Origin of the sequence: Cohnella silvisoli, from assembly GCF_021190915.1 — a bacterium.
In the GTDB taxonomy this organism is placed as follows: Bacteria; Bacillota; Bacilli; order Paenibacillales; family Paenibacillaceae; genus Cohnella; species Cohnella silvisoli.
Map to the genome: position 1 here is coordinate 213215 of NZ_JAIOAP010000011.1, position 23172 is coordinate 236386.

Consider the following 23172-nt stretch of genomic DNA (forward strand, 5'->3'; position numbering starts at 1 on the left):
GGAATGTCCTAAGCGCGATAAGCGCCTTAGCAGCTCTAATGGGCCGCAGAGACATTTCAACAAAGGGTGGTACCACGGTCTTTTCGTCCCTTACGGGAGAGAAGGCCTTTTTCTATTTCAATGCGATAAGGAGAGAATCGGGATGAAAGAACGATTAGAGGCTCTACGGCAAGAAGCGTTGGAGCAGCTTCAAAGCGTGGCGGATGCCACCAGCTTAAACGATCTTCGCGTTCAATATTTGGGTAAAAAGGGACAGCTAACCGAGATATTGCGCGGTATGGGAGCGCTCAGCGCCGAGGAACGTCCGGTGATCGGGCAAGTGGGCAACGATGTCCGTGCGGCGATCGAAGCCGTCATTACGGAGAAGCAAGAGGGATTCGACCGTGCTGCGACTGCCCACCGCCTGCAAGCGGAGACGATTGACGTTACGCTGCCGGGCAAAGCAGTTAACGCAGGGTCTATCCATCCGTTGAACAAGGTTGCCCAGGAAATCGAAGATATTTTCATCGGCATGGGTTACACGATCGCGGAAGGTCCCGAAGTAGAAACGGACTTCTTCAACTTCGAAGCGCTTAATCTGCCGAAAAACCATCCCGCGCGCGACATGCAGGATTCCTTCTATATAACGGATGAAATTTTGCTTCGCACGCATACATCTCCGGTACAAATCCGCACGATGAAGGCGATGAACGGCCAAACGCCGGTTAAGGTCATTTGCCCGGGTAAGGTGTATCGCCGCGACGATGACGATGCGACGCATTCGTTCATGTTCAATCAAATCGAAGGCCTCGTCATCGGACCGAACATTCGGATGAGCGACCTGAAAGGCACCCTGCTGCAATTCGTGCAAGAGATGTACGGTCCGCAAATGCAAATCCGGCTCCGTCCGAGTTTCTTCCCGTTCACGGAACCAAGTGCAGAGGTAGACGTGACCTGCGCGCAATGCGGCGGCGAGGGCTGTCGGATGTGCAAGCATACGGGTTGGATCGAAATTCTCGGCTGCGGCATGGTTCACCCTAAAGTGTTGGAGCACGGCGGCTACGATCCGAAGGAAGTGACTGGTTTTGCTTTCGGGATGGGTGTGGAGCGCATTGCGTTGCTTAAATACGATATTGATGATATTCGTCATTTCTACGCTAACGACACGAAATTTTTAAGTCAATTCGCAAAGATGTGATCAATTTATAGAAGGTTGAAGCAGCACAGAAGTATAGAGCAGTTACTTTGCGAAAATGAGGGGAGTATCCCATGAACGTATCTTATCGGTGGTTATCCGATTATATTGACCTTGGCGGCATTTCGCCGCAGGAACTGGCGGAGATGATGACACGCGGAGGAATCGAAATTGACTCCGTACCGTCCAGAAATGCGGGCGTTAGCGGAGTTGTCGTCGGTTATGTGAAAACGCGGGAGAAACATCCCGATGCAGACAAACTGAGCGTCTGCACGATCGACGCGGGCACTGGCGAAGACTTGCAAATCGTGTGCGGCGCCTCGAATATCGACGCGGGACAGAAGGTTCCGGTTGCTAAGGTTGGCGCTAAATTGCCCGGAGGTTTGGATATCAAACGCGCGAAGCTGCGCGGGGTTGAATCGCAAGGCATGATTTGCTCGGCTCGCGAGCTTGGAATCAACGACAAGTTGCTGCCCAAGGAGCAGCAGGAGGGTATTCTGGTGCTGCCTGCCGATACGGAGATCGGGCGCGACATTCTCGAAGTGCTTGCGCTTAACGACTCCATCCTTGAGCTGGATTTGACGCCGAACCGTTCAGATTGCTTAAGTATGATTGGAGTTGCCTATGAGGTAGCGGCGTTAACAGGACGTCCTTTAAATCTTCCGAATCCGGGTAAGGGTCTCTACCCGACGGCGGAATTAACTTCCGATTATATCAAAGTATCGATCAGCGATCCCGAGCTCTGCTCTCTATATACAGCTAGGTATATCAAAGGCGTGAAAATAGGGCCCGCACCTCAATGGGTCCAAAATCGTCTCATCGCTGCGGGAGTCCGACCGATTAACAATATCGTAGACATAACGAACTACGTCATGCTGGAGTATGGACAACCGCTTCATGCGTTTGATGCTGCGAAGATAGCCGGAGGCCGCATAGACGTTCGTCTAGCTAAAGCTGGTGAATTGCTCGTTACGCTTGACGACCAGCAGCGCAAGCTGGAGCCGCACATGCTCGTTATCGCGGATGCCGAGAAGGCGATTGCCCTAGCTGGCGTCATGGGCGGCGCTAATTCCGAAGTGACTTCGGATACAACGGACATTATTCTCGAATCTGCCAAGTTTGACGGCGGATCTGTACGCCGTACTTCGCGGCAACTAGGATTGCGTTCGGAAGCTTCGGCCCGTTTCGAGAAAGAAGTCAATCAGGCGTTCGTTCGCGAGGCTTTGGATCGGGCGTCGGCGCTAATCGCGCTGTATGCGGAAGGGCTTGTTACCGAAGGAGTCGCGGAAGCGAAAATTTCCTTTCCGGAACCCGTCAAGATTGAGCTGTCGTTGGGCCGAATTAACGGGATGCTCGGAACGGAGCTGTCTTCGTTGGAAATCAAGACGATTCTCTCTCGTTTGCAATTCAAAGCGGAAGTATCCGGTGAACGCTCTTGGAGCGTGACGGTACCCTCAAGGAGAGGAGATATAACCCGTGACGTCGACTTGGTAGAGGAAGTTGCGCGTTTGCACGGGTATGATGAAATTCCAACGACTCTGATCGAAGGGCTTACGACGACCGGTGCATTGACGAAACCGCAAGCCATTCGACGTGAGTTGCGGACAATAATGACGAATGCAGGCTTGCAGGAAGCGGTTTGCTATTCGGTGACGTCTTTGCAACGGACGAAATTGTTTAAGGAGCTTTCGGGGGAAACGAAGCCGATTGCGCTGGCTATGCCGATGAGCGAAGAGCGTAGCGTCCTCCGCACGGTGCTGCTGCCAAGCTTGCTGGAAGCGGCCGCATATAATCTCACTCGGAAAAACAATGATCTGGCGCTGCTCGAGATCGGCAACGTATACCATTCCGATGAAGCCGTGCTTACGCGTCTCCCGCAAGAGAAACCGCGCGCGGCATTGCTGCTTAGCGGCAATCGGCGTTCCGCCAGCTGGAATCGATCCGCTGAACCCGTTGATTTTTACGATGCCAAAGGAATTTTGGAGAAGGTTTTCGAACGGCTTGGCTTGGCCGGACGAGTTGCTTATGTGGCTGCCCAGCCTGTGGGCTTCCATCCCGGCAGAACGGCGGCCATTACGATCCACACGGAGCGCGGGACGGAAACGATAGGTTATGTTGGACAATTGCATCCGGAGTTGCAGCGCGATTTCGATTTGCCGGATACGTATGTGGCGGAAATTGAACTTGCTCCGGTCTACGAATATGCGGACCGTCATATTGAATATCGGACGTTGCCTCGCTATCCCGCGATGGAAAGAGATATCGCGGTCGTTGTTGACCGCGGCGTAGCCGGAGGCGCATTAACGGATGCCATTACCGCTGCGGCAGGAGAATTGTTGGAGTCTGTTAAAGTGTTCGATGTATATACCGGGGATCGGATCGGCAGCGACAAAAAAAGCGTGGCATTGGCGCTCGTATACCGGCACGGGGACCGTACGTTGACCGATGAGGAAGTTACGGAAGCGCATGCCCGGGTTTTGGCTCAATTGGAACAATCTTTCGGTGCGGAACTTAGGAAATAGGCAGGAAACAGTAAGGGAGGCAGCGAATACATCAAGACGCCGATTGGCGTGAGATGGATTCGCTGCTTTTGTTAACCAAGCTGTAGGTATAAACGGATACATAACTATGGACGCAATGGGAGGATCACGCTGTGGACAACAATGACAAAACGCGTGTGACCGTTGACATATACGGAACGCAATATACGCTAACGGGTCACACCAGTACGGATTATATGAAACGGGTTGCGGCTCTGGTCAACGAGCAGATGAGCAAAGTAAATAGCGGTTCACCTCGCTTGGATTTACCGAAATTGGCGGTGCTTGCCGCCGTTAACATGGGCGACGAGCTAATGCGCCTAAGGCGGGATACCGAACGGTTGCTGGAGGCGGAAACCGAGCGCAAGCATCTGGCCGAGGAACTGACGAGCTTGAGGGCTGAAACGGCTCAGGAGCTTGAACGTGTGAAGGCGCAGGCTGCCGAAGAGCTTGAGTTCGTGACGGCGCAGAAGTCGGAAGAGCTGAAAAACTTGAAGACGCAAACTTCGGCTGAACTTGAAAGCGTGAAGACGCGAGCTGCCGAAGAGTTAGAATTGGTGAAAACCCGCTTGACGGAAGCGCTTGTTAGAGCGAATACCGATGCCGCTCGGGAGCTTGAAAGCGTAAAAGCACAGGCGGCTGAAGCGCTCGAAAGCGCGAAGGCAAAAGCGGAGTTGGAGTTTGAACAAGCGAGGATCGATGCGGAACAGGAACTTGAAAGCATGAAGGCAAAGGCAGCAAAGGATTACGAGAACTTAAAGGAAGAATCAGCGCGAGAGCTTCAGAGGGTGAAATCTGAAGCGGGACAGGTGCACCAGAGATTGAAGTCACAAGCTGCTCAGGAACTGGAAAACTTAAAAAAACAAGCCGACGAGAAAGCGGAGAGGATTAGGTCCGAAGCCGAGCGGGAGATTGAGAGTTCGAAATCGGAAGCGTTGACGCTTGCTAATCAGCTTGCAACGGAGAAGGCGGCTTGGTTTACTAAGCAAACGGAGCTCAAGAACGGATTGACGTCTGAAATCGAGGCGATGAAGCAAAAGCATTTTGCCGAGGTTGAAGAGTTAACGAGTAAGTTCGCTACGGAGTCCAGCGAGCAGGATAAGAAGCATATCGCTGAACTGGAAACGTTGGAGAGTAAAAGGATAGCTGAAATAGATGCATTAGAGAGCCGAAGAAATGCTGAAATCCAAGCGATCGAGAGCAAGCGAGCCACGGAAATCGAGTTGTTTGAAAGTAAGAAGAATGTGGAACTTCAAGCGTTAAACGATAAATCAACAACGGAAATAAAAGATTTGGAAGCAATCTATACCGAAGAGCTTGATTTAGTAAGATCGGAATTAGAGACTTTAACTAGTGAACGTGATGGGTTGCAGGCTAAGGAACGCGAATGGCAGAAATTGCGGGGCCAGTTGGAAAGTGACCTTGAGCATTGGGCACGGGAAGCCGAAGACCAACGCAGAACCGTAATCGAGCAGCAGGAAATGCTGCAAGAGGTGGAAGGTCAAACGACGGAGCGGCTTAATGAGCAGAATTCCGCGAAAGAGAAGGCCGAGCGGGAGCGCGAGAAGGCTGTACAGGAACGTGAGAAGGTAGAGAGTGAGCGAGAAAAGGCCGAGCAGGAACGCGTGAAGTTGGAGCGTGAACGTGACCAAGCCGAGCAAGAGCGCGTGAAGGCTGTACAGGAACGTGAGAAGGTAGAGAGTGAGCGAGAAAAGGCCGAGCAGGAACGGGCGAAGTTGGAGCGTGAACGAGACCAAGCCGAGCAGGAGCGCGTGAAGGCTGTACAGGAACGTGAGAAAGTAGAAAGTGAGCGAGAAAAAGCCGAACAGGAGCGCGTGAAGGCTGTACAGGAACGTGAGAAGGTAGAGCTTGACCGAGAAAAGGCCGAACAGGAACGGTCGAAGCTGGAGCGTGAACGAGACGAGGTCGAGCAAGAACGCGTGAAGTTAGAGCGTGAACGAGAAAAGGCTCAGCAGGAGCGCGATGAACTTGCCCGCCAGCTAAAAGAGCGGGACGATTGGGAGAAAGCGTGGAGCGATTCCACGCAAGAGTTGCAAGCGCGCCTTGCGTCGGCGCAGCAAGAGCAGCGCGCCGCCACCGAGCGTGCGGCGGCGCTTGAGGCCCGCCTCGCCGAGCTTGGCGCGGCGGAGGAGGGCTTGCGCGAAGCCGCGTCGCGGGCGTCGCGCGAACTGGAGGCGGCGCGGTCAGAGGCCGCCGCCGTGGGGTCTCGCGGCGAGGCGGGCATCGCCGCCTCGCAGGATGAGCTGCGCGAGCAGGCGGCGCGCAGCGATCGGTTGCAGGCGGAGCTGGATGCGCTCAAGCAGGAGCATTCCTCGCTGAGCAACGAATATGCGAAGCTTCAGAACGAGTATAACGAGTGGATCGACTTGTTGGAGCAACCATAGTCGATTCCGAATATACGGCTAACCTCAAGTACTTCTCTTATGTCGGGTGGAGATTCCCTTTTCCCCCGGCCAAAGGGTAGTACTCTTTTTATAGCTCCTCTCTTCGAGAGTATCCACCCGTACCAATCTCTACTCATCGTCTAAAAAAGCGACTATAGAGAGCCTCCGCCTCCGGCCTCCCGTTTTTTACTTAACGATGTATCCGGAAACCACAACAAAAAAGGGCCATTTACCTGAAACGTTCTCCCGGTAATAAGCCCTTAAATTACTTAGCTCGCAATTAGCTAACGATAAGCTTAGCTTTCATTTGTGTATGTCCGTTGCCGCACATGATATTACATTTGATTTCGTATGTGCCCGCTGGCAATTTAACGATTTCCGATTTATTGCCTCGAATGGAGATGTCTTGTCCTATAATCTCGATGCCGTGTGCGCCCTTAGTGTTTTCCAATGTCAGCTTGACAGGAGTGTCTTTGGGAATGGTGTATTCCGATTTATCGAATTCCCAAGAAGTTGCAGTAATGACGAGTTCTTCGGAAGCAGATTCGCTTGGTGCGTCTGCTGATGGCGAGCTGTTCCCGGAATTGCTATCTTTGTTGCTGCTGCCGCATGCCGAAAGTGCCAGCAACAATGCAGTCGCTGTCAGAAAAAAGGCCAGTTTCTTGTACAATTCTATTCCCCTCCGTACGGATGAATTGCGGAAAGCGTCCCCAATTAACTTAGACTGCCTCTACGCATAGATAATTGTATCATACGTTATGTACGGGGAGTCGCGCATCCGATGGCGGAACGATGACATTATCCACTCCTCTCCGTAAAAAACAACCTCCTCGCCTAAAGGGCAAGGAGGTTGTTCCAAGCATCAAACCGTTCAGTCCCGACGTCTGCCATGCGCTGCTTCATAAGGTGTAGCGACCGGGATGAATAGATCGATAATCCCGATTACCAACGCTGCGAGCAGGGCGCCAATGACGGAGACATGAACATGACCGACTACGAACTGTGCCAGCCAAATGACGAGCGCGCTTGACAAGAACCCGACGATACCGCGACCGAAAGGAGTGACTTTTTTGCCGAAAATCCCTTCGATGATCCAACCGAGCACGGCAATCACGACAGCGAGCATGAGAGCGCTCCAGAACCCCCCGACTGAAAATTGGGGAACCAACCACCCTACCACCATCAGCACGATTGCCGAGACGATAAAGCGAACTACTGTTCCAAGAAAATTCATCTTATCAGCCTCCTCAACAGATAGTGTATCCTTAGTTTCAATCCGTATGAGTGGAAGGTTTCGCAAGATCAAATTGTTCGGCTATAATATAAAGTAAGGAGATGAATTTCGCCGTGAACGATAAGGCATTACATACATTGGAATACGATAAAATTATCCGTAAGCTGACGGGGCTGACCTCAACAAGCCTTGGCAAGGAAGAAGCGGAGAAGCTGTTTCCTTCCCGGGAGCTACCCATCGTGGAGCGGCGTCTAGCCGCGACGGATGAAGCCGTTAGGGCAGTCATGCTTAAAGGAACTCCGCCTTTCGGCGGAATCACGGATATCCGCTCAGCGCTGTACCGCGCCAAATTGCAGGGTATCCTTCAGCCGCCCGAGCTTATGGAAGTTGCGCAGTTTATTATGGGATCCAGGCGGTTGAGCCGATTCATTGCCGTTGCCGGCGAAGAAACCAAGCTCCCGCTTTTAACCGATCTTTGCGAGCCGCTGACCGACTTCAAGCCGTTAGAGGATGAAATCCGCAGATGCATTGACGAGCAGGGAGACGTTCTGGATTCGGCCAGCCCCGAGCTTGCTTCCGTACGCCGGGACATCCGGATTAATGCGGGCAGGGCTAGGGAAAAGTTGGAGAGCCTTATTCGTTCCAGCTCCGTGCAGAAGATGCTGCAGGACGCGCTCATCACGATGCGCAACGACCGGTATGTCATTCCTGTTAAACAGGAATATCGATCGCATTTCGGCGGTATCGTTCATGATCAGTCCGGAAGCGGCGCGACTTTGTTCATCGAACCCGAAGCGGTCGTGCAAATGAACAACAAGCTGCGGGAGCTCAAAATCAAAGAACAGAACGAAATCGAACGTATCCTCCGCAAGCTAAGCGAACAAACGGGAGAACGCGCGGAGTTGTTGACCGGCGACGCGGAAATTCTCGGGCTGATCGATTTTATTTTTGCCAAGGCATCGCTTGCACATGCGTATACCGCAACTTTGCCCGAAATGAATGATGAAGGACGGCTTCTTTTACGCAAAGCCCGCCACCCGCTTATTGATATCAAACAAGCGGTTCCTATTGATATTGAGCTTGGCGACACTTACACTTCAATCATTGTTACGGGACCTAATACGGGCGGTAAAACCGTTTCGCTGAAGACGATAGGCTTGCTTAGCCTAATGGCAATGTCGGGTTTGTTTATTCCGGCGGAGGATGGCAGCCGATTGTGCGTATTTGATGGGATTTATGCCGATATCGGCGACGAGCAAAGCATCGAACAAAGCTTAAGTACCTTTTCGAGCCATATGACCAATTTGATATCCATGTTAGGGCAGGTGACGCGCCACAGCTTGGTTCTTCTCGACGAGCTGGGAGCGGGCACGGATCCTGCGGAAGGCTCTGCTCTGGCGATCGCGATATTAGAACATCTGCAAAAACTAGGCTGCCGTCTTATCGCCACGACTCATTACAGCGAATTAAAAGCATATGCATACAACCGCGAAGGCATCATCAATGCCAGCATGGAATTCGACGTGGCTACTTTGCGCCCAACCTACCGCCTCTTAGTCGGCGTTCCCGGCCGCAGCAACGCTTTTGCCATCGCGGAACGTCTTGGACTTCCCCGCAGCATTATCGAACATGCCCGTGGCGAAGTCAGCGAAGATGAACTCAAGGTCGATTCGATGATCGCTTCGTTGGAGCAGGATCGCCTTCTTGCGCAATCGGAGCGCCAATCGGCCGAGAAGCTTCGTCGTGAAGCCGAGAAGCTGCAGAACGAAATTCAGGAGGAGCGCTTTAAGCTTCAAGAGCAAAAGGCGAAGTTATTGGAAGGGGCGCGCGAAGAAGCGCGGCTAGCGATAGCTAAAGCCAAGAGAGAAGCGGAAGAGATTATCAACGACTTGCGCCGCCTTGCAATGGAAGAGGGCGCCTCGGTCAAGGAGCATAAGCTGATCGAAGCCCGGCGAAGATTGGAGGATGCCATTCCTTCGCCGGTTGCCAAGCCGAACCGAGCTTCAAACGCCAAGCAAGGAAAAATAGAAGTCGGCGATGAAGTGAAAGTACTCAGCTTAAGCGGGCAAAAAGGGCATGTGGTTGAGCTAAGCGGCAGTTCGGAAGCCGTCGTACAGCTTGGGATAATGAAGATGAAGGTGGCATTGTCCGATTTAGAGCCGATTCGCAAATCGGGAACGGCCAATAAACCACCTGTTGCTCAGTCGGCAATCGTGAAACGATCTCGGGACGATAACGTTCGTACGGAGTTGGATTTGCGAGGTACGACGCTAGACGAGGCGATTATGGAAGTGGATCGGTTTCTGGATGAGGCATTCCTATCCAACCTTGGGCAAGTTTACATCATTCATGGCAAAGGCACGGGGGCTTTACGCACGGGGATTCAAGAATTCCTGCGCCGCCATAAGCATGTGAAGAGCTATCGGTTAGGCCAATTCGGAGAAGGCGGAGCGGGCGTTTCCGTAGCCGAGCTTCATTGACGGGGGGCAAGCGCAGTCATGCAGGGTATGGTCGATTCCTTAATGTCGCATCCGTTTTCCGCGGTTTTGGCTTATTTTTCGGTAGGTATTCTGTCGCTTATCGTATTTCTCGCATGTTTTGAACGGGTAACGAAATACGATGGGTGGAGCGAGATTCGTAAAGGCAATTTGTCCGTAGCGATGGCGACTGGCGGCAAAATATTCGGAATTTGCAATATTTTTCGGTTTTCCATCGAGGCGAACGATACGATTTATCAAAGCTTGCTTTGGGCAGGGATCGGATTCGTGTTGCTGCTTGTTGCTTACTTTTTATTCGAATTTTTGACGCCTGTTTTCCGAATTGACGATGAAATCGAGCGGGATAACCGGGCGGTCGGGTTTCTGGCCATGGTATTATCCGTTTCATTATCGTACATTATCGGCGCTGCGGTCATTTAATCGGAGGGATTGTGGATGAAGTATTTGTGGGGAACGCTGTTCGCTTTAGCTGTTTTGTTTATCATTATCGGCGTTATCTATATGATGAGGGAGGCGTAAACCCGTAATGGCTGTAGTCATATGTCCTTGGTGTCAAAGCGAGATTATGCAAGAAGAAGGCCAGGAGCCTGATAAAATATGTCCGGTATGCGATAACGAGCTTGATGGCTATCGTACTTTAAAGCTCAACGTAGGCGGGGCCGATGACCAGGATTACGAAGACGAAGACGATGAGGATGAGGAGCCAACCATTGTGTCCATCAATGATGACACGAGTTGGGAAGAGGTCGATTCGTTTAACGACGCCAGCGATGAAGAATTGCTGCAGTTCGAAGAGACCGTAGAGCAACTGCTTAACGAACAGGAGCTAGTACCCGAATGCCCGCTATGCCATGAATATATGATTGAGTGCGGTGAGCAGCTCATATCCGCGAATCAGTTCCGCCATAGAGTGACCGACGTAATAGGCGAAGACGTGATAGAGGCACCTTTCACGCTGACGATGTATTTGTGTCCTTCTTGTTTCTCTGTCCATTCGTTCCTTGGGGATTCCCATCGCCTTCAGGTCGTGCGCCGTTTAAGCCAAGATCCTGCGGATCGCAACGGCAAAGGGCGCGGAGTATGACCCGTATCGTCCAATCGGTCATCGAATTGATCGGGAATACCCCCGTAGTCGCATTGCAAAGATTAACCAGGCCCGAAGATGCCGAGGTACTCGTTAAGCTGGAGAAAATGAACCCGAGCGGCAGCGTTAAGGACCGAGCGGCTTCGGGATTGCTTATCGATGCGGAACAGCGTGGCCTCATTGGTCAAGGCAGCATCATCATTGAGCCGACAAGCGGCAATACGGGAATTGGCTTAGCGATGTACGCTGCAGCCAAAGGTTATCGGCTAATATTAGTTATGCCGGACAACATGACGGCTGAACGGATATCGCTTCTCCGCGCTTATGGCGCAGAGGTCGTGCTGACCCCGGCGGCGGAACGCATGCCAGGCGCCATTGCCAAAGCTAGGCAATTGCTTACCGAGTTTCCCGGCAGCTACATGCCTAACCAATTCGAGAACCGTGCTAATCCCGATATTCACCGGACGACGACTGCAGTGGAAATATTAGAGCAGACGGCTGGCCGGCTGGATGCTTTTGTCGCGACCGCAGGCACAGGCGGTACGATCACGGGCACAGGCGAAGCGTTAAAAGAAAAGCTTCCACAATTGCATATTGCGGTTGTCGAGCCGGCGGGTTCGCCCGTACTGTCTGGCGGACAACCCGGTTCTCACAAGCTGGTAGGGACAAGCCCGGGGTTTGTGCCTGCGATATTGAATACATCGGTTTACGATGAGATCATCCAAGTGAAGGACGAGGACGCTATCGAAACGACGAAGCAGCTTGCTCGCCAAGAAGGGTTGCTGGTCGGTCCTTCTTCCGGGGCTTCCGTCTGGGCTGCTCTTCGGATCGCACGCAGGCTAGGCCCGGGGAAACGAGTGTTATGTATAGCTCCCGATACAGGCGAGCGTTATCTAAGTATGGATATTTTCTGATTTTCTTGAGCAAAATACCCCCTGATGTTCAAATGACGGTGCAAGCGCGAGCAGCATGCTCAAGCTTTATTCCGTAACAGGAGGTAAGTAAATCTCATGCAAGCGATGACTGCCAAAGAGCTGGAGTATGTAGCCGACTCCATGTCCAACGAAGATTTGTTGATCAAGCAATGCACCGTTGCCGCGGCTACCGTTAGCAACGTGCAAATCCAGCAAGCGTGCTCCCACATGGTGGACGTGCACACGCAGCACTACGGAACGCTATTAAATGCTATCCAACAACACCAATCAATGGCGCCTACCCAGCCCCAATCCTAAGGAGGACAAATATGAACATCCAACCTTCGACTCAAACGTCCCTTCCCGAAGGGGATATGGCTTACACGATCCTTTCGGATCTCAAAAGGGTAACGCGCGAATACACGACGGCAGCTACGGAATCCGTTTGCCCGGAAATTCGGCAAATGTTTACCGAGCTGCTCAACAATACGCTTACCATGCAAGGCGAGCTATACGATGCAATGCAGCAAAACAATATGTATAATGCATCCTCTCCGGCCCTGAAGCAGGAATTGGACAAGCAATTAAAGCAATACCAGCAAACTCAGCAAAAAACGAACCAGTTCGTGCAGCAAGCCCAAACCGCGCAGGCACACATTCCGCCCAATTCTGCAGGTCAAAGCACGATTCCCGCTTACCAATAGCATCCGACTTCATCAAGCGCTTTAATTACCTATATCAAGTTCAGGCTACACTCCCCGGTCGGTACCGTATTCCGATACGGGGATTTTTAATGAAAACTCCCGTCCCCTGGATCGTGAATTTGTTTTTAGACGGAGCCTCCTTATTACCGCTTTTCATGCAGCCTGTTTTTGATGTATTATGAAGAGTAATTCAGGAGGGATCATGATGAACGAATTCAAGCTAAGTATCTTGGATCTGCTCAAGGAAGACGCCCGATTGTCTGCCGCTACGATCGCTACGATGTTAGGCGCAGAGAAAGAGGACGTTTCCGCCGCAATCGCGGAAATGGAGCGGGACCACGTAATCGTAAAGTACGCGACGGTTATTAACTGGAGCAAGGTGGACGACGAGAAAGTAACGGCGCTTATCGAAGTGGAGTGCACGCCGGAAAGAGGCCGCGGCTTCGAGAATATCGCCGAGCGCGTCTATTTGTACCCGGAAGTGAAATCGGTATATCTGATGTCCGGGGCATATGATTTGCTTGTCGAGATCGAAGGGAAAAATTTAAAAGAAGTCGCTTCCTTCGTTTCCAATAAGTTATCGACGATCGATTCGGTTATTTCCACCAAAAGCTTCTTCATTCTTAAGAAATATAAACAAGATGGCATTATTTTCGAAGAATTCGAGGATGATCACCGCTTGCTCGTATCGCCATAGATAGCAGTCCATCGTAAAGGAAGAATGCCCCATGATAAAAGATGAGGAAAAGCCGCAAATCGAGCAGGTGGAAGGGTCGCGCAGCGGCGGAATGCAGCACCATTTAGCTGCGAGCGCACGAGCGATACCGCCGTCGGGAATCCGGCGCTTCTTTGATCTAGTTAGCGCTAGCAAAGATAAAGACATCATCACATTGGGGGTTGGCGAACCGGATTTCGTGACTCCGTGGCGGATTCGGGATGCCGCCGTATATTCGCTTGAAAAAGGGAAAACGCAATATACTTCCAATGCCGGGATGCCGGAACTGCGCGAAGCCATCGGACAATACTTATATAACCAGTTCAACGTGGCCTACGATCCTGCCAAGGAAGTGATCGTTACGATCGGAGGCAGCGAAGGCATTGATTTGGCTTTGCGGGCATTAATCGAGCCCGGAGACGAGATCCTCGTTCCCGAGCCTTGTTACATCTCTTATTCTCCGATTACGTCCTTAAGCGGCGGTGTCCCCGTCGGTATCGAGACGTTCGCCGAGGACCAATTCAAGCTTACATCGGCTAGCTTGCAAGCGGCAATAACGCCAAAGTCCAAAATTCTCGTTCTCTGCTACCCGAGCAATCCGACGGGTACCATCATGACGTATGAAGAAATGCTGCCGATTGCCAAGATCGTGGAAGAGAACGATCTGATCGTTATTTCCGACGAAATTTATGCCGAACTAACGTTTAACGGAAATCATGTTAGCTTTGCATCTTTGCCGGGCATGAAGGATCGGACCATTCTCGTCAGCGGCTTCTCCAAAGCATTTGCCATGACCGGATGGCGGATGGGATATGCGTGCGGGCATCCCGATTTAATTAGCGCAATGCTCAAAATCCATCAATATACGGTCATGTGCGCGCCGATTATGGGGCAGGTAGCTGCATTGGAAGCTCTAACGAAGGGCGGGCTGGAGGAGAAGGACCGCATGGTCGAATCCTACAATCAACGCCGCCGCCTTGTCGTGCAAGGCTTCCGCGATATGGGACTTAAATGCCACGAGCCGCACGGCGCTTTCTATGCTTTCCCTTCCATTCATTCGACTGGACTAACCTCGGAGCAATTCGCCGAAAGATTGCTTCTCGAAGCTAAAGTTGCCGCGGTTCCCGGCCACGTATTCGGTAAAGGCGGAGAAGGATTTCTGCGCTGTTGCTATGCTACCTCTGTCGCTCAGTTAACGGAGGCAATGGAAAGGATTAACCTATTCCTGCGAAGTTTGGAATAAAAATTCAAAATTTTCAAAAATGATGTTCATTTTTAGAATGTTTTGCTATAATAACCATGGTTTTCAACCCGCCGAGAGTCGTTTAACGTCATGAGAAGGGGGAATGTACATGGCCGCGGCAGAACGAGATTCTATACCAATGACATCCATTCATGCCGATGCACCCATTATCTCTCATTACCCAAACCGGGTGGCGGATTTGGTAGAAGAAATAGATAGATTGCGTAAGGAAATGACGGAAACTTTTCTTCAGGAACATTCATTAATAGCGGATTCGGTCGTAGAGCTGAGCCGACAGCTTGATCTTAAGATCAACGAATATATGAAACAGGTTCTCCTGAGTCGAGAGTAGGTTCGGTGATGATTTCACCGGCCTCTTTTTTCTTTTTGGGAACAAAAGCGTTTGTGCTATAGTTAAATATACGAAGGGATAAGGGAGGACGAGCCATGCTTTGGTTAGTTACCGGAGGAATCGGCTGCGGCAAATCGGCGTTCGCCGAGGAGTTGGCGCTGACGGTTGGCCGCGAAGGAATCCGCTTGGCTTGTTCATCCTTTCCTGGAATTTCGACAGTCGCCTTTTATGAAGAGAAGGGCGCCCATTCGGATTTTTCATGGACACATTCGCAAGCTGACGAGACGTTGGCCCATAAGCTGAATGCGATTAATCTCGAATCCAATTTTTTTCGTGCGGACCGGCGTGTAATCGTTATAGATAGTTTGTCCGGTTGGCTCCGCGAAATTTATCACAGAACAGAGGCGGCCATCCCGGATGCGGAAGCTCGTATAGAAGCGGATTGGCAGGAAGTGCTTTCGGCGATCTTTGCTTATCAAGGGAAAATGATTGTCGTTACGGAAGATATAACGGCGGGATTATCGTTAAGTTCACGGGAACTTACCTATGCATATCGTCTTGCAGCCGCAAACCGCCTATTATTGGAAGCGAGCAACACCGTATACCGCATGTCTGCCGGAATGGCGACGGAAGTGAAGGGCTATCGATTGAAACGGGGGAATTTAACTCATGAAAATATATACCCGGACAGGTGACGAAGGAAAAACTTCGGTCATCGGCGGTCGTGTGACGAAGGACGATACCCGCGTGGAAGCTTATGGGACGATTGATGAATTGAATAGCTTTGTCGGTCAAGCGGCATCGGTGCTGGCTCGGGAAACGTCGGTCGATTGGGAAGATCTGCTCGAGCATCTAACGCTTATTCAGCATGAACTGTTTGACTGTGGGTCCGATTTGTCCTACGCGGTTCTCGACCCTCAGAAGATGAAGGTTACGCCTGTAATGACGGATCGATTGGAAAGCTGGATTGATTTGTACGAAGCGCAAACGCCTCCGATAACGAGATTTATTTTGCCTGGGGGCAGTGAGCCCGCCGCTTTATTGCACGTTTGCAGAACGGTCTGCAGGCGCGCGGAGCGAAGGGTCGTGACCCTTTCGTTGGAGCAAGATTGTCCGGACGAAGTCCGCAAATACTTGAATCGGCTGTCAGACTTCTTCTTCACGGCGGCGCGGGCAGCGAATGCTCGGCTTGAACTGCTCGACGTGGAATACGAACGCGGCGCGCAAGTGTTTCGGCGGAGGTCTTGATCGGAATGACGACAGAAGAAAACAGCAGCGCCGGTTATTATGCTCCAATCGAGTTTGTCGCGAATGCCTCCGATGACGGCCGTGGATTAAGGGATGTGCTTCGCAAAAGAATCGGCATATCCAGACGGTTGATGGTTCGTTTGAAAACATCGGAGGAAGGCCTTTCCGTTAACGGCCAGAAAGTGTGGTCTAATCATAAGATTTCCGAGGGAGACGTCATAAGCTTGCGTATGGAGACGGAAGTATCGGAAACGATATTGCCGCAGCCGATGGACTTGGACGTTGTTTTCGAGGATGACCATTTGCTCGTCTTGAACAAGCCGGCCGGAATTATCGTTCATCCGACGACAGGCCACTATCTCAATACGCTTGCTAACGGGGTTATGCATTATTGGCAGGAGCGCGGGGAGCGAATCCGGTTCCGGCCGGTGCATCGCCTGGATGAGAATACGTCTGGACTGGTTATTATCGCCAAACATCCGCTAGCCCAACAGCAATTGTCCGCGCAGATGATGGAAGGCACCGTTATGAAGGAATATCGGACATTCGTGTACGGTCGTCCGCCTGAATCGGAAGGCGAAATTAACTCGCCTATCGGCCGGCAGACGGAAGATCCGCACAGGCGAGTCGTTCGCGAGGACGGTGCGCCATCACAGACTTTCTATAAGGTAACGGCCAATTATCACGAACAAGCGAGCGCTGTTGATATCCGTCTAGGAACAGGCAGGACTCATCAGATCAGAGTTCATATGACCTCGATCGGCTGCCCGATTATCGGCGATAGTTATTATTCGGAAGAAAAGTGGATGGCGACCGATTTAGCCGCAAAGGTATCGGAGGTCATAGAACGGCAAGCGCTTCACGCGGCCCGGCTCGGATTTAATCATCCGGTAACGGGAGAAGCGATGCAGCTTGAGGCGGCGCTTCCAGAAGATATGCGGAGGCTGGAGCAGCTGCTTTTGGTCTATCGGAAAGAATAATAAGTCTAGCTGCCGTGACTATTAATAATCGAAGGGGCTTAATGATGTGGCTAAACAGTTGAAGGTATTTTATTTACCGACCTGCAGCACTTGCAAGAGTGCGATTAAAGCATTAAAGCAGCAAGGTTATGAGTTAGAATTGCAGGATATAAAGGCTGATCCTCCTGCACCGGATGAATTGAGCAAGCTTATCGAACTTAGCGGACTGCCCATTGCCAAGTGGTTTAACGTTTCCGGCGAAGTGTATCGGGAGATGGGCCTTAAGGACAAGCTTTCAAAGATGTCCGATAAGGAAAAAATAGAGTTGCTTTCTTCCAATGGAATGCTCATTAAACGCCCGATCGTATCGGATGGCCGTAAAGTATCCATTGGTTTCCGGGAGCAGGATTTCGGTCCGGTGTGGTATAAATGATGAAGAAGATGAACTTTCGATCACAGCGGCTTGATCGGCTTGGCTCCGCGATCTTCGCGGAAGTGGCGGAGTGGAAACAGGAAGCCCGCACGAAGGGACTTTCGGTTATCAATTTGGATATTGGCAGTCCGGATCAACCTCCGGCAGAGGAAGTTCGCTCTGTTCTAGCAGATGCAAGCTTGCGATCCGATACTTATCGTTATCCGGGAACGGAAGGAACGCTGGCGTTCAGGCAAACGGCAGCGAAATGGTTCCAGCATCGTTTCGGGGTTGAGCTTGATCCGCAGAGCGAAATCCTGTCGCTCATGGGAACGCAAGACGGTCTTGCTCATCTGCCGCTAGCGATTACCAATCCTGGTGATGCCGCATTGCTGCCCGATCCGGGATATCCCGTATATGGAGCGGGACTGGCAGTCGCCGGTGTCGAGGCGATTCCATTGCCTTTGCTTGCCGACAACGGTTATTTGCCCGATTTCGAGGCTATCCAGCAGCCTGTATGGGACAAGGTCAAATTCATGATTCTCAATTATCCGAGCAATCCTTTATCCATTACGGCAGATTTGGCTTTCTTCGAGCGGGCGGTCCATGCGGCGAAACGGCACGGAGTGCTGCTCGTCCATGATAATGCATATAGCGAGATGGCTTTCGATGGCGTGCGACCGCCGAGCGTGCTGGAAATACCGGGAGCTTCCGACATTGCGATCGAGTTCCACTCGTTATCGAAGTCATTCCATTTGGCAGGTACGCGTCTCGGGTTTGCGGTCGGGAACCGCGAAGTGCTTTCCTCCTTGCGCGCGCTCAAAAACAATATCGATTTCGGAGTATTCCTCGGAGCGCAGGAAGCAGGAATTGCTGCATTGGAAATGGACATCCATGAACCTAAGCCTATCGCCGCTTTATATGAGAAACGTAGAGATGTGTTGGTTAGTGCTCTCCGCGAACAAGGCTGGAACGTTCCCGCCCCTCAAGCGACGATGTTCCTTTGGGCTCCCATACCGGAAGGATGGTCGTCCCGTTCGTTCTCGCAAGCATTGCTTACGTCCACGGGGGTCGCATCCATCCCGGGTAACGCATTCGGGGAGCGCGGAGAAGGTTATGTTAGATTGGCATTAGTCGAGCAAGAGGATCGTCTTCTCGAAGCCGCGAAACGCATAGGCGGGTTTATTCGAACCGCACAACCATCGAAATGAAATGAGGCAATGAGAGTATGACGGATCAGAAAGTATTATTAGTGGACGGAATGGCTTTGTTATTTCGGGGATATTTCGCCAACTCCTACGGGGGTTACATTCGCAAAACGAAAGCAGGCTTGCCGACGAACGCCGTATTCGGTTTCGTTAAATATTTGCTGGACGCCTGCAAAACCTTTAATCCGACGCACATCGTTTGCTGTTGGGATTTAGGCAGCAAAACCTTCCGTACGGACAAGTTCGAAGGTTATAAAGGGAACCGTCCCGATGCGCCGGCGGAATTGATTCCGCAATTCGACCTTGTGAAAGAAGTGGTCACCGGCCTTAATATTCCGAACATCAGCTTCCCTGGTTACGAAGCCGATGACTGCATCGGTACCTTGTCTAAGCAGCTAAGCGCGCATATGGATGTTCTTGTGCTGACAGGCGACCATGACATGCTCCAATTGGTTGACGAACGCGTGAAGGTCATTATCATGAAAAAAGGACCCTCCAATTACGCTGTCTACGATTCCGAGAAGCTATTAGAAGAAAAACAACTTACCGCTAAACAATTTATCGATCTAAAGGGACTCATAGGCGATACTTCGGATAATTATCCTGGCGTAAAGGGCATTGGGGAGAAGACGGCAACGAAGCTGCTCATCGAATATCTCTCCATCGACGGCATACTGGAAAACCTGCATCAATTACCGAAAAGCGTGAAAACCAAAATCGAAGCTGATCTCGAGATGCTCCATTTATGCCGCGAGCTCGCTACGATCAGCTGCGACGCGCCGGTTACCTGCTTACCCGACGAGTGTCTCTGGCAGCCGGACCAACAAAAGATCTTCGCATTGTTCGAGGAATTGGAATTTAATAGTTTAGTGAAAGACGTTAGTCGGTTTATCGCGGTTTCCTAGTTATACATGTAAACCAGCCTGTGCCAACAGACATTGGAAAGGACCTTGACCATCTGGTTGAGGTCTCTTTTGCGATACCTGAGAAAATAGTATATAAAGCAAAAGAAATATCAACATTTTGATATATTGGAAGCGTTTTATTTTTAGTAATGTATTTTTAGATGGTGTTAGCAATCCGTCCGAAGGGAGGGTATGATCTGCCAAGCAAGAGAATTAAGGCGTCTAAGACTAATACGATGGAGGAGATTGTAATGCAAGGGATCAAGCAGTCCATCCAAGCAACGATTTTTACGAAGTTTAAAATCAAATTTTCACTCCTATTAACGTTATGCTTATTGTCTACGGCTTTTTTCTCAATTGCCAGCGTATATGCCGCCGCTCCGTCCGTGTGGATTCAGAATGCGTCAGATCGGGCGTTTCAAACGTCGACAATGCCAACGGGCGCGACTACAGCTATAACGCTTTATGCGGCTAGAAACGAATATCAAGCGGCGCAAATTCTGGTAAGGTCATCGTCATCACAATCCAATTTATTCGTGACAGCGAATGCTCTTACCGGACCGGGAGGCGCTACGATTCCCGCCTCGAGCATTAAAGTTACGATGGAAGTAACCCATATGGGGGTATGGGAGGTGCCTGGAGATTTTGAAATTCCGCCGGGTGGAAATGGTAATGGCAGTGCCGATTATACCGACTCTCTGGAGGATAACACTCCGCAAACGATCGCCGCCAATGTGACACAGCCCTACTATTACAGTGTATATACATCCCCGACTCAGACGCCCGGGACGTATACGGGTACCGCGGTTGTTAACAGCAGCGGAGGCAATGTGACGGTGAACGTGACGGTTGTCGTTTATAATGTGACGATCCCGCCAGCAAACCAGTCCACTTTTAAGATGAACAACTGGTTCGGATCCGCTGGCTGGGATTTTGCGGGTACAGAAAAAGTCACTCCTCTACAATATAACGTTACGATGTATGACGCGAATTGGTGGACGGTCATCGCTAATATTGCCGCCAATCATGCCAAACATCGGAATAACGTCATTCATGCGGACTTCCACGGCCTGCTTATTCCGGATACAACAATCGATATAAGCGGAAATATTACTTTCGGGTGGGCTACTTTTGACAGGTTCGTTCAAACGTTTATCGACGCGGGCGCATTGCAGTATATTTATGCTCCGCAGCAAATCCAACACATTGATGATCTGCCGAAAGTGGACATACTTGTTAGAAATGCAAATGGAGCGACCGTACATGATGTTGCCGATCCCGATACCCCAGTATCTAACGCGTATTTAGATAAGTTGTTTCCAGCTCTCAAAGCGCATCTTGATGCAAAAGGCTGGACGAACAAATTTTATATGAGTGCCGAAGATGAACCGGCTAATCAGGCGCAAGTTAATGCCGCAAATTGGTATTATTCCAAGTATAAAGCGGTTTTCGGCGCCAACGCACCTACGAATGAGGCGCATTATCTCGTGTGGTCCGGCATGGAAAACAATTTGACAACCTATACGCCTACGACAAATGCATACAACGAGAATACGGCTTTCTATCAAAAAATGAGAATTGAAAACGGCAAAGATTTATGGCTATATACAGCGATAGGTCCGCAGGACAACTATATGAACCGGTTCCTCAGCTATCATCTCGACAAAACGAGGCTGATCCCATGGCTGGGGTGGAAGGTTGGCGCAGTAGGATATCTCCACTGGGGCTGGAACTATTGGGTTGATTGGAATGGCTCGGCTTGGACTGCCCCTGACACGGAAAGAGGCGATGGGCATGGCTTCGGCGATTGGTGGCTCGTGCGTCCCAATAAGCCGGCATACGATATTTATGACAGTGTACGCAGCGAAAATCAGCTCTATGGACTTCAAGATTATGAACTTTTGAACATTTTGAAACAGACCAAACCGCTTGTCGCTAAAAGCATTACAGAATCCTTGATCACCAATTTTACGGTTTACACTCGATCAGGCGCTAATGTAGAGACCGCGCACAAACAAATTCTCGACGAGATTGTTTCGGCGCAAAGCGATACGAGGTTTGCATTTTTCGATGATTTCAGCAGCGGCAACGATGGAAACTGGGTGCATACGTTGGGTACATGGTCCGTATCAGGCGGAGAGTATAGCCAGACTAACGCTTCGCAATGGCAAGCGGTTTCTGCGGTGAAAGGTCGCTCCTATGGCGATTTTGCGTTGACCTTCGACACCAAGATCGTGAATGATGGCGGAAATCATACAAACTGGGCGGGAGCCGTCGTACGAAGCGCAAATGGTACGGATGTCGATACCGGATACTTGATTGCTCTGCGAAACAACGGGAAGATTTTTATTTACCGTTCCGGCACGACGCTTGCTGAAGTAACGGTGCCCGGTTATGTTGCCGGTCAATATACAACCGTGAAGGTTGTGACTAACGGTAATAATATCCAAGTGTTTGCGGGCAATAATGCCACTGCCCTATTGAATGTTAACGATAGCGGGTTCTCGGCAGGCAACATTGCGTTAATTACCGCGAGCAGCGCTAAATTCGACAACGTGGTTATTAATGCCGAACAGAACTATGCGGAAGGCAAGGCGGTTTCCGTATCTAGCTCATACACTGCAGACGGATGGTCTCCCCAAGCTGCTGTTGACGGAAGGAAATCTACTATAACGAATTCCGCCGGGTGGAGCAGCAATAACAGTACAACAACGAACCACAGCGAGTGGGTTGCCGTAGATCTAGGCAAAAGCTACAATCTAAGCCGTGTCGATCTTTATCCGAGAAACGACGGAGCGCAAACCGGTTACGGTTTCCCGATCGACTTCACCATTCAGACATCGACCGATAATGTCAACTGGACGACCGTTGTTACGCAGACGGGTTACGGACTCCCGGGCAATGCAGTACAGTCCTTTCCGTTTACAAGCGTCAATGCCCGGTATGTCAAAGTAAACGGAACGAACTTAAGATTAGATAACCAATCGTCCTATCGGATGCAATTCGCCGAGATTCAGGTTTTCGGCGGTAATCTGGCGGCAGGAAAGACGGTGACTGCTTCAAGCTCCTATGAAAGCGCATCGGATGGATGGGGAAAGGCAAATGCAACGGATGGAGCAAGGTTGTCGAACATCGGTTATTCGATGGGATGGAGCAGCAACAACACTCTGACTTCTAACCATACCGAGTGGGTAACCGTAGACCTTGGAGGCAGCAGCAAGTTCAACACGGTGAGCCTACTGCCGAGAAACGATGGAGCGAGTACGGGGTACTTTTTCCCGATCGATTTCACCATACAAACCTCTCCCGACAATGTAAACTGGACGACCGTGGTAACGCAAACGGGTTATGCGCAGCCAAGTAATGCGGTGCAAGCCTTTACTTTCGCCAGCACAACGGCAAGATATGTTAAAATTAATGCAACGAATCTAAGGTTTAACGAGGGAGCTTACCGGATGCAATTTGCCGAAATAGAAGTAAAATAACGGATAAAGGACTGGAGAGCTTCGGTTTAGCCAGTCCTTTATTTGCTTATATCGAATGCTAAATTAAAAAGCTGAGGATGAGAGAGATGACT

The 23172-nt window shown here is 50.8% G+C and carries 21 protein-coding genes and 1 other annotated feature (1 of these 22 running past the window's edge); of the genes, 19 read left to right on the top strand and 2 right to left on the bottom strand.

The features are described from left to right. Positions 1 to 94 (top strand) — a binding site (T-box leader); it begins 179 nt to the left of the window's first position. A gap of 48 nt (positions 95 to 142) precedes the next feature. From pheS to zapA, 3 genes are all read left to right on the top strand, one after another. After that, positions 143 to 1177 carry a phenylalanine--tRNA ligase subunit alpha gene (gene pheS / locus K7P76_RS20590; RefSeq protein WP_232187193.1) on the top strand — a complete coding sequence of 345 codons (1035 nt, stop codon included), beginning with the start codon at positions 143 to 145 and terminating at the stop codon, positions 1175 to 1177. A 71-nt stretch (positions 1178 to 1248) separates the two neighbouring features. Next, entirely contained in the window at positions 1249 to 3696 is a 2448-nt protein-coding gene (pheT, locus tag K7P76_RS20595) for a phenylalanine--tRNA ligase subunit beta (RefSeq protein ID WP_232187194.1), read from the top strand. A 131-nt stretch (positions 3697 to 3827) separates the two neighbouring features. Next, a complete protein-coding gene (gene zapA / locus K7P76_RS20600) occupies positions 3828 to 6119 on the top strand; it encodes a cell division protein ZapA (RefSeq protein ID WP_232187195.1) in 2292 nt (763 codons plus the stop codon). A 280-nt stretch (positions 6120 to 6399) separates the two neighbouring features. Here the strand turns inward: zapA and K7P76_RS20605 are convergent, their stop codons facing one another. Both K7P76_RS20605 and K7P76_RS20610 read right to left on the bottom strand, forming a co-directional pair. Further along, positions 6400 to 6789, bottom strand: a complete 390-nt coding sequence (locus K7P76_RS20605) for a cupredoxin domain-containing protein (RefSeq protein ID WP_232187196.1) — start codon at positions 6787 to 6789, stop codon at positions 6400 to 6402. 201 nt (positions 6790 to 6990) lie between these two features. Continuing rightward, positions 6991 to 7353, bottom strand: a complete 363-nt coding sequence (locus K7P76_RS20610) for a phage holin family protein (protein ID WP_232187197.1) — start codon at positions 7351 to 7353, stop codon at positions 6991 to 6993. Positions 7354 to 7466: 113 nt separating this feature from the next. Between K7P76_RS20610 and K7P76_RS20615 the strand changes: the two genes are divergently transcribed. The 16 genes from K7P76_RS20615 to K7P76_RS20690 all read left to right on the top strand — a co-directional run bounded on the left by K7P76_RS20615 (position 7467) and on the right by K7P76_RS20690 (position 23080). Then, positions 7467 to 9833, top strand: coding sequence for an endonuclease MutS2 (locus K7P76_RS20615; RefSeq protein ID WP_232187198.1), 2367 nt, complete (start codon positions 7467 to 7469; stop codon positions 9831 to 9833). 18 nt (positions 9834 to 9851) lie between these two features. Beyond that, complete coding sequence (locus tag K7P76_RS20620; protein ID WP_232187199.1) at positions 9852 to 10271, top strand: DUF350 domain-containing protein; 420 nt, start codon at positions 9852 to 9854, stop codon at positions 10269 to 10271. A 106-nt stretch (positions 10272 to 10377) separates the two neighbouring features. After that, entirely contained in the window at positions 10378 to 10935 is a 558-nt protein-coding gene (locus tag K7P76_RS20625; RefSeq protein WP_232187200.1) for a hypothetical protein, read from the top strand. Continuing rightward, a complete protein-coding gene (cysK, locus tag K7P76_RS20630; RefSeq protein ID WP_232187201.1) occupies positions 10932 to 11849 on the top strand; it encodes a cysteine synthase A in 918 nt (305 codons plus the stop codon). The genes K7P76_RS20625 and cysK overlap by 4 nt, the downstream gene beginning before the upstream one ends. A gap of 96 nt (positions 11850 to 11945) precedes the next feature. Then, positions 11946 to 12167, top strand: a complete 222-nt coding sequence (locus K7P76_RS20635; RefSeq protein ID WP_232187202.1) for a hypothetical protein — start codon at positions 11946 to 11948, stop codon at positions 12165 to 12167. 11 nt (positions 12168 to 12178) lie between these two features. Continuing rightward, positions 12179 to 12553 (top strand): spore coat protein, encoded by a 375-nt coding sequence (locus K7P76_RS20640; protein WP_232187203.1) that lies wholly within the window; start codon positions 12179 to 12181, stop codon positions 12551 to 12553. A gap of 205 nt (positions 12554 to 12758) precedes the next feature. Continuing rightward, positions 12759 to 13250, top strand: coding sequence for an Lrp/AsnC family transcriptional regulator (locus K7P76_RS20645; RefSeq protein ID WP_232187231.1), 492 nt, complete (start codon positions 12759 to 12761; stop codon positions 13248 to 13250). 31 nt (positions 13251 to 13281) lie between these two features. Further along, positions 13282 to 14511 (top strand): aminotransferase class I/II-fold pyridoxal phosphate-dependent enzyme, encoded by a 1230-nt coding sequence (locus K7P76_RS20650; protein WP_304518414.1) that lies wholly within the window; start codon positions 13282 to 13284, stop codon positions 14509 to 14511. Positions 14512 to 14620: 109 nt separating this feature from the next. Then, a complete protein-coding gene (locus K7P76_RS20655) occupies positions 14621 to 14863 on the top strand; it encodes an aspartyl-phosphate phosphatase Spo0E family protein (RefSeq protein ID WP_232187204.1) in 243 nt (80 codons plus the stop codon). A gap of 95 nt (positions 14864 to 14958) precedes the next feature. Next, a complete protein-coding gene (locus K7P76_RS20660; protein ID WP_232187205.1) occupies positions 14959 to 15558 on the top strand; it encodes a bifunctional adenosylcobinamide kinase/adenosylcobinamide-phosphate guanylyltransferase in 600 nt (199 codons plus the stop codon). Further along, positions 15533 to 16111 (top strand): cob(I)yrinic acid a,c-diamide adenosyltransferase, encoded by a 579-nt coding sequence (locus K7P76_RS20665; protein WP_232187206.1) that lies wholly within the window; start codon positions 15533 to 15535, stop codon positions 16109 to 16111. The genes K7P76_RS20660 and K7P76_RS20665 overlap by 26 nt, the downstream gene beginning before the upstream one ends. Before the next feature lie 5 nt (positions 16112 to 16116). Further along, positions 16117 to 17091 carry an RluA family pseudouridine synthase gene (locus K7P76_RS20670; protein WP_232187207.1) on the top strand — a complete coding sequence of 325 codons (975 nt, stop codon included), beginning with the start codon at positions 16117 to 16119 and terminating at the stop codon, positions 17089 to 17091. A 46-nt stretch (positions 17092 to 17137) separates the two neighbouring features. Continuing rightward, positions 17138 to 17503, top strand: coding sequence for a Spx/MgsR family RNA polymerase-binding regulatory protein (locus K7P76_RS20675; protein ID WP_232187208.1), 366 nt, complete (start codon positions 17138 to 17140; stop codon positions 17501 to 17503). Then, entirely contained in the window at positions 17503 to 18693 is a 1191-nt protein-coding gene (locus K7P76_RS20680) for an aminotransferase class I/II-fold pyridoxal phosphate-dependent enzyme (RefSeq protein WP_232187233.1), read from the top strand. The genes K7P76_RS20675 and K7P76_RS20680 overlap by 1 nt, the downstream gene beginning before the upstream one ends. 17 nt (positions 18694 to 18710) lie before the next feature. After that, the gene (locus tag K7P76_RS20685; protein ID WP_232187209.1) at positions 18711 to 19595 is read left to right on the top strand and encodes a 5'-3' exonuclease; all 885 of its coding nucleotides are present in this window, start codon (positions 18711 to 18713) and stop codon (positions 19593 to 19595) included. A gap of 251 nt (positions 19596 to 19846) precedes the next feature. Beyond that, on the top strand, positions 19847 to 23080 hold the full coding sequence (locus tag K7P76_RS20690; protein ID WP_232187210.1) for a discoidin domain-containing protein: 3234 nt from the start codon (positions 19847 to 19849) through the stop codon (positions 23078 to 23080). Positions 23081 to 23172: the final 92 nt, after the last annotated feature.

Bases quoted from the DNA above. Each gene is read 5' to 3' on its own strand.
- K7P76_RS20655 (WP_232187204.1), top strand. From the start codon at position 14,621: ATGGCCGCGGCAGAACGAGATTCTATACCAATGACATCCATTCATGCC.
- K7P76_RS20670 (WP_232187207.1), top strand. From the start codon at position 16,117: ATGACGACAGAAGAAAACAGCAGCGCCGGTTATTATGCTCCAATCGAG.
- pheT (WP_232187194.1), top strand. From the start codon at position 1,249: ATGAACGTATCTTATCGGTGGTTATCCGATTATATTGACCTTGGCGGC.
- K7P76_RS20685 (WP_232187209.1), top strand. From the start codon at position 18,711: ATGACGGATCAGAAAGTATTATTAGTGGACGGAATGGCTTTGTTATTT.
- K7P76_RS20650 (WP_304518414.1), top strand. From the start codon at position 13,282: ATGATAAAAGATGAGGAAAAGCCGCAAATCGAGCAGGTGGAAGGGTCG.
- K7P76_RS20690 (WP_232187210.1), top strand. From the start codon at position 19,847: ATGCAAGGGATCAAGCAGTCCATCCAAGCAACGATTTTTACGAAGTTT.
- K7P76_RS20635 (WP_232187202.1), top strand. From the start codon at position 11,946: ATGCAAGCGATGACTGCCAAAGAGCTGGAGTATGTAGCCGACTCCATG.
- K7P76_RS20610 (WP_232187197.1), bottom strand. From the start codon at position 7,353: ATGAATTTTCTTGGAACAGTAGTTCGCTTTATCGTCTCGGCAATCGTG.
- K7P76_RS20640 (WP_232187203.1), top strand. From the start codon at position 12,179: ATGAACATCCAACCTTCGACTCAAACGTCCCTTCCCGAAGGGGATATG.
- K7P76_RS20620 (WP_232187199.1), top strand. From the start codon at position 9,852: ATGCAGGGTATGGTCGATTCCTTAATGTCGCATCCGTTTTCCGCGGTT.
- pheS (WP_232187193.1), top strand. From the start codon at position 143: ATGAAAGAACGATTAGAGGCTCTACGGCAAGAAGCGTTGGAGCAGCTT.
- K7P76_RS20645 (WP_232187231.1), top strand. From the start codon at position 12,759: ATGAACGAATTCAAGCTAAGTATCTTGGATCTGCTCAAGGAAGACGCC.
- cysK (WP_232187201.1), top strand. From the start codon at position 10,932: ATGACCCGTATCGTCCAATCGGTCATCGAATTGATCGGGAATACCCCC.
- K7P76_RS20665 (WP_232187206.1), top strand. From the start codon at position 15,533: ATGAAAATATATACCCGGACAGGTGACGAAGGAAAAACTTCGGTCATC.
- K7P76_RS20625 (WP_232187200.1), top strand. From the start codon at position 10,378: ATGGCTGTAGTCATATGTCCTTGGTGTCAAAGCGAGATTATGCAAGAA.
- K7P76_RS20660 (WP_232187205.1), top strand. From the start codon at position 14,959: ATGCTTTGGTTAGTTACCGGAGGAATCGGCTGCGGCAAATCGGCGTTC.
- K7P76_RS20680 (WP_232187233.1), top strand. From the start codon at position 17,503: ATGAAGAAGATGAACTTTCGATCACAGCGGCTTGATCGGCTTGGCTCC.